The organism is Alphaproteobacteria bacterium, from assembly GCA_024244705.1.
In the GTDB taxonomy this organism is placed as follows: Bacteria; Pseudomonadota; Alphaproteobacteria; order JAAEOK01; family JAAEOK01; genus JAAEOK01.
Map to the genome: position 1 here is coordinate 21,198 of JAAEOK010000103.1, position 13,383 is coordinate 34,580.

General features: G+C 24.9%; 11 protein-coding genes and 1 tRNA gene. 10 read left to right on the forward strand and 2 right to left on the reverse strand.

Going from position 1 to position 13,383, the window contains the following annotated elements; all coding sequences use genetic code 11:
* Window positions 1-12 precede the first annotated feature (12 nt).
* Together tuf and rpsJ are read left to right on the forward strand one after the other, a co-directional pair.
* Complete coding sequence (gene tuf, locus GY791_19265; protein MCP4330561.1) at window positions 13-1,245, forward strand: elongation factor Tu; 1,233 nt, start codon at window positions 13-15, stop codon at window positions 1,243-1,245.
* A gap of 32 nt (window positions 1,246-1,277) precedes the next feature.
* Window positions 1,278-1,595 carry a 30S ribosomal protein S10 gene (gene rpsJ / locus GY791_19270; protein ID MCP4330562.1) on the forward strand — a complete coding sequence of 106 codons (318 nt, stop codon included), beginning with the start codon at window positions 1,278-1,280 and terminating at the stop codon, window positions 1,593-1,595.
* Window positions 1,596-1,616: 21 nt separating this feature from the next.
* On the opposite strand, the gene GY791_19275 is transcribed toward rpsJ, so the two are convergent.
* Window positions 1,617-1,916: a 2Fe-2S iron-sulfur cluster binding domain-containing protein gene (locus GY791_19275; protein MCP4330563.1), complete on the reverse strand. Its 300-nt coding sequence runs from the start codon at window positions 1,914-1,916 to the stop codon at window positions 1,617-1,619.
* Window positions 1,917-2,209: 293 nt separating this feature from the next.
* Between GY791_19275 and dnaB the strand changes: the two genes are divergently transcribed.
* The 5 genes from dnaB to rplL all read left to right on the forward strand — a co-directional run bounded on the left by dnaB (window position 2,210) and on the right by rplL (window position 5,522).
* Window positions 2,210-3,544 carry a replicative DNA helicase gene (dnaB, locus tag GY791_19280; protein MCP4330564.1) on the forward strand — a complete coding sequence of 445 codons (1,335 nt, stop codon included), beginning with the start codon at window positions 2,210-2,212 and terminating at the stop codon, window positions 3,542-3,544.
* 79 nt (window positions 3,545-3,623) lie between these two features.
* Window positions 3,624-3,696, forward strand: a tRNA-Trp gene (locus tag GY791_19285).
* Between the two features lie 131 nt (window positions 3,697-3,827).
* Window positions 3,828-4,256 carry a 50S ribosomal protein L11 gene (rplK, locus tag GY791_19290; GenBank protein ID MCP4330565.1) on the forward strand — a complete coding sequence of 143 codons (429 nt, stop codon included), beginning with the start codon at window positions 3,828-3,830 and terminating at the stop codon, window positions 4,254-4,256.
* 45 nt (window positions 4,257-4,301) lie between these two features.
* The gene (rplA, locus tag GY791_19295; protein MCP4330566.1) at window positions 4,302-5,003 is read left to right on the forward strand and encodes a 50S ribosomal protein L1; all 702 of its coding nucleotides are present in this window, start codon (window positions 4,302-4,304) and stop codon (window positions 5,001-5,003) included.
* Between the two features lie 126 nt (window positions 5,004-5,129).
* On the forward strand, window positions 5,130-5,522 hold the full coding sequence (gene rplL, locus GY791_19300; GenBank protein ID MCP4330567.1) for a 50S ribosomal protein L7/L12: 393 nt from the start codon (window positions 5,130-5,132) through the stop codon (window positions 5,520-5,522).
* An 18-nt stretch (window positions 5,523-5,540) separates the two neighbouring features.
* Here rplL and GY791_19305 read toward each other — a convergent pair whose 3' ends face one another.
* On the reverse strand, window positions 5,541-7,436 hold the full coding sequence (locus tag GY791_19305) for a hypothetical protein (GenBank protein ID MCP4330568.1): 1,896 nt from the start codon (window positions 7,434-7,436) through the stop codon (window positions 5,541-5,543).
* 216 nt (window positions 7,437-7,652) lie between these two features.
* Here GY791_19305 and rpsT point away from each other — a divergent pair, with 216 nt between their 5' ends.
* The 3 genes from rpsT to GY791_19320 all read left to right on the forward strand — a co-directional run bounded on the left by rpsT (window position 7,653) and on the right by GY791_19320 (window position 13,382).
* Complete coding sequence (gene rpsT / locus GY791_19310; GenBank protein MCP4330569.1) at window positions 7,653-7,940, forward strand: 30S ribosomal protein S20; 288 nt, start codon at window positions 7,653-7,655, stop codon at window positions 7,938-7,940.
* Between the two features lie 153 nt (window positions 7,941-8,093).
* Window positions 8,094-11,366 (forward strand): DNA-directed RNA polymerase subunit beta, encoded by a 3,273-nt coding sequence (locus GY791_19315; protein ID MCP4330570.1) that lies wholly within the window; start codon window positions 8,094-8,096, stop codon window positions 11,364-11,366.
* Window positions 11,367-11,426: 60 nt separating this feature from the next.
* A complete protein-coding gene (locus GY791_19320; GenBank protein MCP4330571.1) occupies window positions 11,427-13,382 on the forward strand; it encodes a DNA-directed RNA polymerase subunit beta' in 1,956 nt (651 codons plus the stop codon).
* The last annotated feature ends 1 nt before the right edge of the window (window position 13,383 follow it).

A 13,383-nucleotide genomic window follows, 5' to 3' on the forward strand; every position in this document is an offset into this window, starting at 1 on the left:
AGAAAATTTTAAATGGCACGAGAAAAATTTGATCGTTCAAAACCACACATTAATATAGGTACTATTGGACATGTAGATCATGGAAAAACAACATTAACAGCAGCTATAACTGCAGTGCTTTCTCTTGGTGGGAGACCTGTAATTGCTAAAAAATATGAAGAAATAGATGCTGCTCCAGAAGAACAAGCACGAGGTATTACTATCAATACTGCACATGTAGAATATGAAACTAACGAACGTCATTATGCCCATGTTGATTGTCCTGGGCATGCTGATTATATTAAAAATATGATTACAGGTGCTGCTCAAATAGATGGAGCTATTTTAGTTGTTTCTGCAGCAGATGGTCCTATGCCTCAAACTCGTGAACATATTTTGTTAGCAAAACAGGTAGGTGTACCAAGTATTGTTGTTTTTCTAAATAAAGAAGATCAAGTTGATGATCCTGAATTACTTGAACTTGTTGAATTAGAAGTTCAAGAATTATTAGAAAATTATAATTTTCCAATAGATGATATTCCAATTTGTTCTGGATCAGCTTTACAAGCATTAGAAGCAATTTCTGCAAATCCAGATTTAAAATATGGTGAAAATAAATGGGTTGATAAAATATACAAACTAATGGAGAATGTAGATTCATCAATTCCAACTCCAAAAAGAGATATAGAAAAACCATTTTTAATGGCAATTGAAGATGTTTTTTCTATAACAGGGCGTGGTACTGTAGCGACAGGTAAAATAGAGCGTGGTATTATTAAAGTTGGTCAAAATGTTGAAATAGTTGGAATTCATAAGACAAGATCAACTATAGTTACTGGAGTTGAAATGTTTCAGAAAATTCTTGATCAAGGATTAGCTGGAGATAATGTTGGTATTTTATTACGAGGTGTACAAAAAGAAGAAATAGAACGTGGTATGGTATTAGCTAAACCTAATTCCATTACACCGCATAAAAAATTTGAAGGAGAAGTTTATATTTTAACTAAAGAAGAAGGTGGTCGTCATACACCTTTTTTTGCAGGTTATCGTCCGCAATTTTATGTGAGAACTACTGATGTAACAGGTCAAATTTTAAATTTTACAGCAGATGATGGTTCTGATGTTGAAATGGCATTACCTGGTGATCGTATTAAAATGACTGTTGAATTAATTTCACCCATTGCTGTTGAAGCTGGTATGCGTTTTGCTATTAGGGAAGGAGGTAAAACAATTGGTGCTGGAGTAGTTTCTAATATTGTAGAATAATTTTTAAAAATATTTCTTAATTTGATTCTTTTATGATAACAAAAAAAATTCGTATATATTTAAAATCTTTTAATCATAAAATCATAGAGCAAGCATGTAATCTTATTAAAATTTCTTTAAATTCAAAAAAATCTTTAAATAAAATATGTGGTCCTGTTTCTTTTCCAACTAAAAAAAAAATTTATTGTGTTCTTCGTTCACCACATGTTGATAAAGATTCAAGAGAACATTTTGAGATTCGACAATATAAAAAATTAATAGATATTCATACAGATTCCTCTGAAATTTTCGATATTTTGTTTTTTCTAAATTTTCCTGCTGGTGTTTCGGTTAATTTTTTTAAAGATTAGTTTAAGTTTATAAAAATAAATTTAATATAAATCTTCTTCAACACGGGGTTTTATTTTACAATCAGAAATAGGGTAAGATCTACAAATTAGAACAAACCCAGCTTTTATTTGGTCATTATCTAAAAAAGATTGCTCTGATTGATCTACCTCCCCCTCTAATAATTTACCAACACAAGTAGAACAAGCACCAGCTCTACATGAGTAAGGTAATTCCAATCCTTGTTCTTCTGCCGCATCTAAAAGAAATTGGTCATCTCTACATTCAATTGTTGAATTTAAATCATCCGATTGATTTACAAAATTAATTTTAAACGTATTCATTTATATATATTTTTTTTTGTTAAAATGTATTTTTTAAATAACAAAAAGATTTTAAAAATAAAATATAAAAAAAACAAGTCATTTTTAAACTTGTTTTTTACATTATATATAATCTATATAATCTATATAATATATAAAATAATATTTTTTAATTTTAAAATATAAATATGAATCTTATTAAATTTTAAGTTGAGTATAATATATTAAAAATCTATAAATAAAAATAATTAAGAAAACTATATTTCCTAAAATAATATAAAAAAAAAACTTTTTTTTTATATTTTAATACTATAATGAATAAAAAAATTTTTAAATTAAAAAGTAAAAAAAAGATTTTACCTTACAGTTTGCTAGGTGAGCGAATGGTTTTGGGTATTATTTTAACTGATCCAAACGCAATTAATATTGTTTATAAACAACTAAATATTGATGCTTTCTATTTAGAAACTCATCAGATTATTTATGAAGGAGCTTTATTTCTTCATGAACAAGGTAAACCTGTCAATTATACTACAATAATAACCTGGATTGAAGATCAAAAATTAGTTAACAAATTTAATGATAGTAGATTAATTATAAATTTAATAAATCAAACAGTTTATACTTCTTTTTTAAACGATTATATTGCAATTGTTTATGAAAAATATTTAAGGCGTTCAATAATTCAATTAGGACAAGAAATTAAACAATATGGATATTTTACAGAAGTTTCGTTGGAAGATCTTTTTTTTAATATCGAAGATAAAATCTTAACTTTAACTCAGACATATCAAAAAAAAAATTTAGGTAGTACAGCAGATGTTTTTTCTGAAATTTTAACAGAAATTAGATCACAACTTATATCACCTCAAATTACTGGCTTATTTTCTGGTTTTTTAGAAATCGATAATATAATACAAGGTTTTCAAAAATCTGATTTAGTAATTTTAGCTGGTCGACCTTCAATGGGTAAAACAGCTTTAATTCTAAATATAACAAAAAATATGAGTACTCAATTTTCTATTGATAGTGTTTTTTTTAGTTTGGAACTTACAAGACAGCAATTAATGTATCGACTTTTGTCAACAGAAACAAAAATAACATCAAATCGATTAAAGACCGGAAAAATTTCAAAAAGTGAATGGGTTCAAATAAATAAAAGTGTTAATAAACTTTCTCGATTATCCATTTTTATAGATGATAGCCCTGATCTTTCAATTTTAGATATTCAAGCAAAACTTAAACATTTAAAACGTACACAAGGTAGAAATCTTGGGTTAGTTGTTATTGATTATTTACAACTTTTGGAAAGTAATAAAGATGAAAGTCGAGTACAAGAATTATCAAAAATAACTCGAGCACTAAAAAAATTAGCTAGAACAATGAATATAACAATTGTGGTACTTTCACAATTAAGTAGAAATGTAGAAATACGTCAAAATAAACGTCCTGTTTTATCAGATTTACGAGATAGTGGATCTATTGAACAAGATGCAGATGTTGTTTTAATGCTTTATCGTGATGAATATTATAATTCGAATACAACAAATAAAAATATAATGGAAATTATTATAGCAAAACAAAGAAATGGTCCTATTGGGACAGCTTTTTTAAAATATATACCAAAATATTTTCTATTTGAAAATTAAAATTTTTAAAATATTAAAATATTCCATTATTTTTTATTCAAGATATTATTAAATAGAAAACATCTTGATAATATCCTAAGCACCTTTAATTCAATTGGTAGAATATAGGTTTCCAAAACCTAATGTCGAGGGTTCAAATCCTTCAAGGTGTGTAGTTTAAAAATTTAAATTTTTAAACTTTTTTATGAAAATAAGTTGTCAGGATCTTGTAGTTTTATTAAAAAAGTGATATACTTACACTGAGTTCTTTATTATAAATCAGTATAAAGAGTAATATAAAATTATGCCTAAAATAGTTTCATCTATAACTAAACTTGCATTAAAAGCAGGTAAAGCAACCCCGGCACCACCTGTTGGTCCAGTTTTGAGTCAATATGGAATTAATATTGCTACATTTTGTAAAGAATATAATGATCAAACAAAAGATCAGATTGGTACTATTATACCAGTTGAAATTTTTGTATATGAAGACAAATCTTATTCATTTATATTAAAAACACCTCCTACTTCTATTTTATTATTACAAATAATAAAAAAGAAAAAAGGAGCTTCTGAACCAAATCATTTTTGTATTGGTCAAATTACTCATGATGAAATAAAAAAAATTGCAAAAATTAAATTACCAGATCTTAATACAAAAAATATAGAATGTGCAATAAAAATTGTTGAGGGTACAGCTAAAAATATGGGTATTAAGATTATTTCTCCGTAATTAAACTTTTTGAATATTCTACTTATTTTTTGGTAAAATTTATTAATGAAACAATCTTCAAAACGGAAAAAACAACTAGACTATTTAATTCAACATAATAAATATTCCATAGATCAAGCTATTAGTTTACTAAAACAAACCGCAACAGCAAAATTTATTGAATCAGTGGAAGCACATATAAATCTCAATATTGAACCAAAATATAGCGATCAGCAATTACGTGCAAGCTTGATATTACCAAATAAAATTATTAAAAAAAAAAAAATAGCAATCATTGTTTCTAATGAAAAAATTTTACCAGAATATTATGAGCTTGCTGATATTGTCGGTTCAGAAAATTTAATTGAATTAATAAAAAAAAAAGATTTAAATTTAGATTTATTACTAACAACACCAGATATGATGATTAAGTTAATAAAATTTAATAAAATTCTTAGCCTTAAAGGATTAATGCCATCAATAAAAACTGGTACGATTACAAACGACCTTTTAACTAGTTTACATGAATTTAGAAAAGGTAAAATCTTATATCGTGCTGATAAATTTGGGGTAGTACATTTATTATTTGGTAAAATAAATTTTACAAATGAAGAATTGTCTCAAAATTTACAAGTAATTTATCAATCTATCCAACAGAATAGGCCTTCTAGTGTAAAAGGTCAGTATTTAAAGAGTCTCCATTTATGTACTACAATGGGGCCAGCTATTAATATAGATTTATCCACTTTCAAAAATAATAAAGTTTAAGAGTATAAAAATAGATCAAAATAGTTTCTATATATTTATTTTTAAAAATTCTTAAAACTTAAAAAAAATTTTATATTAACAATAATAACAAACAACTTTATAATTAATATCAAAAAATTTTAAAAAATGAACAAAAAAATTAATCTAATTGTTAATCAATTAAAAGAATTAACTTTATTAGAGGCATCTGAATTAGTAAAAGAAATTGAGAAAAATTTTAATATAGATACTTCTATTTCTACAAATACTAATATAACATCTAGTATGAATATGGAAAAAAAAAATGAAAAACCATTAGAACAAAAAACAACTTTTGATATTATTCTAGAAGATGTACCTACAGACAAAAAAATAGCTATACTTAAAGTAGTTCGTTCCATCACCGGCTTAGGCTTAAAGGAAGTCAAAAATTTAGTAGAAAGTTCACCTCAAATTATTAAAAAAAATATTTCTCAAATTGAAGTTGATAGTATTAAAGAACAACTAGTAGTTGTCGGAGCGGGTATTTCAATAAAATAAAAAAAGTTTCATAAAATTTTAATTATAAAAAAGACTAAAAAAATCATGAATTAATGATGGTTTTAAACTCATTTTATTTTTTTTATCTAAAAGATTCAAATCTTTTTGTTTAATTTTTTTCAAGCTACTAAAAATATTTAATTTATTAAATTTTTCAAGTTTATGAGTTTTTTTACTAGGAAAAAGTAAAAATTCAATATTATTAGAGTTTTTTATTAAAATTTTATAATAATTTAAAAACTCACTTAATGTAATTGAATTTAACTTAGTTTTTTCAAATCTAGAAAACAAATTTTCTCTTATTTTTTTTACTTGTTTTAAATTAGGACCCTGTTTTTTTCCTTTTTTACTTAGGATAGCTCGGTTGAAAATTCCATCTTTTTTAATATAACGCTTATATGAATTAGCAATTTGTTCAAGCCACTCCGTTTTTGAATTAATAAAATCATTAGCCATTTCATAATCTAAAAATACAGGACAAATTGGTTTAAAATTTTCAAAATCTTTATTTGAATAAATATCTAAACTCCATCTATGGCTTAATAGCCATAACGGATTTTGTATTATTTCTTGTAATAAAGTATCTGTATAATAATTAAAATTTAAAGAACTTTCTTTTAAATGTAAATCTTTAAGTTTTAAAAGATTATAATCTTTAATTCCATAAATTCCTGTATTTCGGGCTAAAAAACCTCCTTGTTTTAATTTTTTTAATTGATTATCATACCCCCAAAATTTATCTTGAATCATAGTGATTTGAGATGAATTTATACGAGGTGTATTATCACCATAATATAAATCAATTGTTTCCGAATCTGGATGTTCTTGAGTATATTCTTGAAAACTATTAGTTTCAGCAATATATTTATCTTCAGAATCATTATAAGTAAAATCATAAAAAGAACAACCTGATTGAGTCTCTATTTTATCTTGTAAAATAAGTGGTTTATTAAAAAAACTTACAATATTATTTCGATATGTTTGTAATAAAGATTCTTTATCATCATGGAAGAAATATACTTTATTAAAAGTATCTAAATTTTTATATTCTTCATTATAATTTTGTTTCTTTTTTGTTTTATAAGTATTTATTGTATGTTGAGAACGGAAAAAAGTAGAATCATATGTTGAATATTTTGTTTTTTTAGCTCGTTGAAGCCATTTCTGAAGGAAAGGTGAATATTTTGATGAATGAATTTTCATTGTTTTAAAAAAACCTTCTCTTATAAGTAATATTTTTTCATAATAGTTAGGAAAAAAAGTTGCAGCTAATTTTTTAAATAATAAAATTTGTTTTTCTTGTATCTTATATATTTTTTCTATTAAAAAATTTTCATATTTATTAAAAATTTGGAATAGTTTAATTTTTTCTATTATATTTAACTGATTTTTTTTTGGTGAAGTTCTTAAATTTGTTTTATATTCATGCTGAAGAGCTTGAATTTGTTTAAAAAAAAGATGTGAATTTTGATTATCATTTTGTAATCGGCGTAAATCAAGAGTTTCAAGTGTTAATAATGTGTTTATAGAAGGTACTTTTTCAGAAAATTTCTTTTTCATATCGTTACTTTTTAATTGTAATTTTAATAATGAAAAAAAATTTAAAACACGTGTATCACTCATATCCGTTTCTTGTATTGGAAGAATAATCTTGAATTTACTATAAGTATTATCTTTAGAATCTTTAGAAGTACAAATCGACCTTTTATCGTATACTGCTTCAATTTTATTTTTATTTGGCTTAAATTTTTTTATATTATTTATCAAACAGCTATTAATTGAACGAAATTTATTTAAAAATAAACTTGAATCGTTTTTTTTATTATAATTATTCTTTAATTCATACTTTTTCATTTCTAAACTTAAAGTATTTGGGTTATTTTCATCCAATAAAATTGATTTTATCTCTATCATAATATTTGGTTATTAATTTATTATAAAGTTTATATATATGTTTAATTGTAATAAATATAAAAAATATTTATACTATAATATATAATACTATAAATAATTTTATACTAGGCTATTTAGAATTTTTTATATTTCAATTATATAAAATTTAAAACTTGAATATACAAATCTATAACAAACTTATTTAATTTTAATTAAAAATTTATAAAATAAGATTAAATGACTAATAATAAATCAGCAAAAAAACGAGTAAAAATTAATAATCGAAATCGAATTCATAATAATAATTATAAAGGGTTAATTAAAAACTTTACAAAAAAAATTTTACAATCATTAAAAGTATATTTGCTCAAACCAACGGATGAAAAAAAAAAAAGAATATTAAATCTTTTAAATATTACTTATAGTCAAATAGATAAAGCAAAAAATAAAAATATTATATCAAAGAATGCAGCTGCCCATAAAAAATCTCGCTTAATAAAAAAGTTAAATAAAACAATTTATTAAAATTAATTAAAAAAATTATGGACATTTATAGTATAAATATAGTATAAGTATAAATATAGTATAAAAAAAGTACTATTATGATTATCAAACCTATATTAATATTGGTTTAAATTTAATCTAATAAAATCCCAATAAATTTACTTCATCATTTTTATGGATCAAAAATTTTATACAACAAGTTTACCAGAATTATTAGAAATTCAAAAAAATAGTTTTTGTTGGTTTTTATCAAAGGGTTTATTAGAAGAACTTATACAATTTTCTTCTATTTTTGATATTACAGAAAGTTTAGAAATAAAAGTTTATTCCCATGAATATAAATTAAGAAAACCAAAATTAACACCACAAAGTACAAAAATTAATAATACAAACTATACATTAAAAATTTATGTACCAATTAAGCTTCTAAAGATCAAAAATAATTTAAAACAAACAAATTATATCGAAAAAATTTTTGATAAACAACAAGTATTTCTTGGTGAAATCCCCCTTATGACAGATAAAGGGACGTTTATTGTAAATGGGTGTGAAAGAGTTATAATTAATCAACTTATTCGTAGTCCAGGGATTTTATACAAAAAAGATAAAAAAAAAAATCAGTCATTAGATTATATATACTCAGGAACAGTAATTACACGAAAAGGTTCCTGGTTAACCTTTGAACTTGATTCCACTAATATTATATGGGTGAAATTAGATAAACGTTATAAAATACCTATTTATAAATTTTTATCCTCTTTAAATTTAACAGATGAAGAAATTTATACTAATATTAACAATAGTTCTTTTTTATCTCAGAGTATTAAAAAATTTAAAAAGAAATTTCGCAAAACAACTACTGTTAGTCATGAGAATTTAACTAAACATAATGTTATATTATCTCAGGAGCGAATAAAAGAAATAATTGATTCACAAATCATGAATAATAAATATTATGATTTGGGTGAAGTTGGCCGGATGAAAATTAATAAAAAATTTGGATTAAATATAACAACTAAAACTAGACTTTTAACTTCGATAGATATTCTTAAAATAATTGATTATTTAATTGATTTAAAATTACAAAATAATGAAGGAGATGATATTGATAGTCTAGAAAACCGTCAAATACGATGTGTAGGAGATTTATTACAATTGCAAGTACGTATTGGTTTTACAAGATTAAAACGAATTGTTAGTGAAAAACTTACTTTATCAGATTTAAATACCTTAAAACCTTATACTTTATTTAGTTCAAAACCTTTAATAAGGGTTATGAGAGAATTTTTTGGTTCAAGTCAATTATCACAATTTATGGATGAAATCAATCCATTATCAGAATTAACTCATAAAAGAAGAATTAGTGCATTAGGACCTGGTGGTTTAAGTACTGAACACGTAACATTTGCTGCTAGAGATATACATCCAACGCAATATGGTCGTTTATGCCCAATTGAAACACCTGAAGGTCAAAATGCTGGACTAATTAGTTCTTTAGCTTGTTATGCTAAACTTAATAAATTTGGTTTTATTGAAACTCCTTTTTTAAAAGTAACTAATGGTAAAATTGAATGGGATAGACCTTTCATTTTTTTAACGGCTGAACAGGAACGATTCTTTAAAATAGCATCGGCTGATATTCCAGTAACATCTAATAATGGTTTTATAGTAAATGATTTAATACCTATAAGATATAATCATAAATTTCATTTAGTTTCTGTAGATCAAGTGGATTTAGTAACTATTTCACCTATTCAATTATTTTCTATAGCTACAGCATTAATTCCTTTTTTAGAACATAATGATGCTAATCGAGCTTTAATGGGTTCAAATATGCAACGTCAGGCAGTACCACTTATCTATTCACAAAAACCAATTGTAGGAACTGGATTAGAGTTATTTGTAGCATGGAACTCAGGTAAAGGAGTTATAAGTAGAACGGATGGAAAAGTAAATACTGTAACTGGAGATGAAATAATAATTAAAAATATTACTAAAAAATCATTATTACCAACTTATACAAAATATAAGCTAGAAAAATATCAAAGATCAAATCAAGATACTTGTATCAATCAAAAACCAATTGTTTGGCCAGGACAAGAAGTAAAATCAGGCCAAATTCTTGCAGATAGTCCCGGAATACTTAATGGTGAATTAGCACTTGGTCAAAATTTATTAATAGCTTATATGCCTTGGGAAGGTTATAATTATGAAGATGCTATATTGGTAAGTCATCGTGTTTTATCTGATAATCTTTTTACTTCCATTCATATTGAACGTTATGAATTAGAGATAAAACAAACAAGAACAGGTCGTGAACAATTAACAAAGAACATTCCAAATGTAAATGAACAAGAGTTAACTCATTTAGATGAAAATGGTATTGTAAAAGAAGGTACATTTGTTCAACCATATGACATATTAATTGGAAAAATAACACCTAAAGAAAACTCTGATCAATTACCTGAAGGAAAATTATTAAAAGCTATTTTTGGTGAAAAAATTCCAAATGTTCGAGATACTTCTCTTCGAATGCCGAAAGGTATTTCTGGAAGAGTTCTAAAAATTTTAAAATTTTCGAAAGAAATCGAAAATGAAAAGAATATCCCAGTTGAAAAAATAATATTAATTCAAGTTTTAATTGCACAAATTCGTAAAATCCAAATTGGCGATAAAATTGCTGGGAGGCATGGAAATAAAGGAGTTATTTCTAAAATAATGGCTATCGAAGATATGCCTTATCTCCCAGATGGAACACCTATAGATTTAATTCTTAATCCATTAGGAGTACCATCTCGAATGAATGTAGGTCAAATTTTTGAATGTTTACTTGGATTAGCTGGTGATAATTTGAATTATCATTTTAGAATTTTACCATTTGATGAAATGTATGGATATGAATCTTCTCGAATATTAATTAATAATAAATTAAAGGAAGCATCTTTAGTTTCGAAAAAACCTTGGTTATTTAATTCTAATTGTCCAGGAAAAATTTTTTTAACAGATGGTAGAACAGGAGAAAAATTTGATAATGCTATTTTAATTGGTAAAAGTTATATATTAAAACTTGTTCATCTTGTTGATGATAAAATTCATGCAAGGGCGACAGGACCTTATTCTTTAATAACACAACAACCTATTGGTGGTAAATCTTTACAAGGAGGTCAAAGATTTGGTGAGATGGAAGTTTGGGCTTTAGAAGCTTTTGGTGCAGCATATACTTTGCAAGAATTATTAACTTTAAAATCAGATGATATAAAAGGTAGAAATCAGGTTATTAATTCTATTATACGTGGCCAACCTATTCCAAAACCCGGAATTCCTGAATCTTTTAAAGTTTTATTACGAGAATTACAAGGTTTAGGTTTAGATATTAATAGTTATAAATTAAAAAGGTTAGAAAATGGATATATTGAAGATAATGAAATAAATTTTTTTTCTAATTAATTTAAAATAATCGGAAATATAAAAAGGTTTTATTAAATTTTAATTTTTTTATAATTTTTTATGAAACATAAAAATCAAGATTTTGATTATATCAAAATCAATCTTGCATCACCTACTCGAATTCGAGGTTGGGCAGAACGAATTCTTTCGAATGGTCATATAGTTGGTGAAGTTCTAAAATCTGAAACTATAAATTATCGGACTTTTAAACCTGAGATAGATGGTTTATTTTGTGAAAAAATTTTTGGTCCAATTAAAAGTTGGGAATGTAGTTGTGGTAAATATAAACAAACTCATGATCAAGGCCGTGTTTGTGAATTATGTGGAGTTGAACTTACTGAATCTAAAGTGCGACGACACCGAATGGGATATGTTAAATTATTAACACCTATAGCTCATATTTGGTATCTAAAAAGTAGACCTAGTTATATAGCAAAAGTTTTAAATAAACCAATTGAATTTATAGAATCCATTATTTATTCTAATGAAATAAAAAAAAATAAAACAAAAACATTTTCCGAAACAAAACTAAATACAAACAAATTTTTAAATTTATTTAATAAAGAAGATGAAAAAAAAGATATTGTTAATTTAGAAATGAATACACAATCGGAAACTGTATGGCTTCATAAATTACTTCAAAATATTGATATAATAAAAGAAATTAAAGATAGTCGTAATGAGTTATTAAAGGTAATTGAAATAAAAAATCAATTTAAAGGGATTAAAAATAATGATGATCAATCAAGTCAAAAAAATGGAATAAAAATAAAAAAAATAACAACACGTATAAGAATTTTAGAAAGTTTTATTGCAACAAATTCAAAACCAGAATGGATGATATTAGAAATTTTACCCATTATTCCTCCTGGTTTACGACCTATGGTACGACTTGATAGTGGTAGATTTGCAACGTCCGATATAAATGAATTATATCGGCGTGTAATTACCAGAAATAATAGATTAAAACGGCTAATATCTATTTATGCTCCTGATATAGTTTTACGCAGTGAAAAACGTATGCTTCAAGAAGCTGTAGATAGTTTAATAGATAATGGAAAACGTGATTTAAAATACAAAGATATGCATAACCGTGTTTTAAGATCATTAAGTAAAACAATTGAAGGTAAGCAAGGTCGTTTTCGCCAAAATTTACTTGGGAAACGTGTGGATTATTCTGGACGATCAGTTATAATTGTAGGACCACAATTAGAATTACATGAATGTGGATTACCTTATGAATTAGCGATAGAGCTTTATCAATCTTTTCTTATACATGAGCTGATTAATCAAAATCTTGCTGGAACAATTCGTATGGCAAAAAAACTTATTAGGCAAAATAATACTTTTATTTGGAATTTATTAAAAGAAATTATAAAAGGTCACCCTGTTCTACTTAATAGAGCTCCTACTCTGCATCGATTAGGAATCCAAGCTTTTGAACCTATTTTAGTGAATGATCATGCTATATTATTACATCCATTAGTCTGTTCAGCTTTTAATGCTGATTTTGATGGTGATCAAATGGCAGTTCATTTACCATTATCTTTAGAAGCTCAAATCGAATCGAGAATTTTGTTATTTAGTACAAATAATATTTTATCACCAGCAACGGGCCAGCCTCTTATTCAACCTACACAAGATATGTTATTAGGATGTTATTATTTAACTATAACCAATCAAGTAAACGCTATAGGAAAAAATCATTATTTTTCTAGTTTTAATGATGTATTACTTGCTTATAAACAAAATTCAATCAATTTACATTCATTTATTTGGGTACGATGCTCCAATTCTTTTAATTTTTCTAAAACTGAAATTAATAAAAATAATCGTTTAAAAGTTCTTTATATAAATAAAGAAGAAAAAATTGAATTTTATAAAAATTTACAGAGAAAAATACTAATAAATGAAAATAAAATAATACAACAATATATTCGCACAACTCCAGGACGAATTATTTTTAATAATAGCTTAAATAAAATTTTATCTTCTAAAAAATTGAAAAAGAATTAAA

Coding starts and splice junctions, on each gene's coding strand:
- tuf (MCP4330561.1), top strand. CDS start 13: ATGGCACGAGAAAAATTTGATCGTTCAAAACCACACATTAATATAGGT.
- rpsJ (MCP4330562.1), top strand. CDS start 1,278: ATGATAACAAAAAAAATTCGTATATATTTAAAATCTTTTAATCATAAA.
- GY791_19275 (MCP4330563.1), bottom strand. CDS start 1,916: ATGAATACGTTTAAAATTAATTTTGTAAATCAATCGGATGATTTAAAT.
- dnaB (MCP4330564.1), top strand. CDS start 2,210: ATGAATAAAAAAATTTTTAAATTAAAAAGTAAAAAAAAGATTTTACCT.
- rplK (MCP4330565.1), top strand. CDS start 3,828: ATGCCTAAAATAGTTTCATCTATAACTAAACTTGCATTAAAAGCAGGT.
- rplA (MCP4330566.1), top strand. CDS start 4,302: ATGAAACAATCTTCAAAACGGAAAAAACAACTAGACTATTTAATTCAA.
- rplL (MCP4330567.1), top strand. CDS start 5,130: ATGAACAAAAAAATTAATCTAATTGTTAATCAATTAAAAGAATTAACT.
- GY791_19305 (MCP4330568.1), bottom strand. CDS start 7,436: ATGATAGAGATAAAATCAATTTTATTGGATGAAAATAACCCAAATACT.
- rpsT (MCP4330569.1), top strand. CDS start 7,653: ATGACTAATAATAAATCAGCAAAAAAACGAGTAAAAATTAATAATCGA.
- GY791_19315 (MCP4330570.1), top strand. CDS start 8,094: ATGGATCAAAAATTTTATACAACAAGTTTACCAGAATTATTAGAAATT.
- GY791_19320 (MCP4330571.1), top strand. CDS start 11,427: ATGAAACATAAAAATCAAGATTTTGATTATATCAAAATCAATCTTGCA.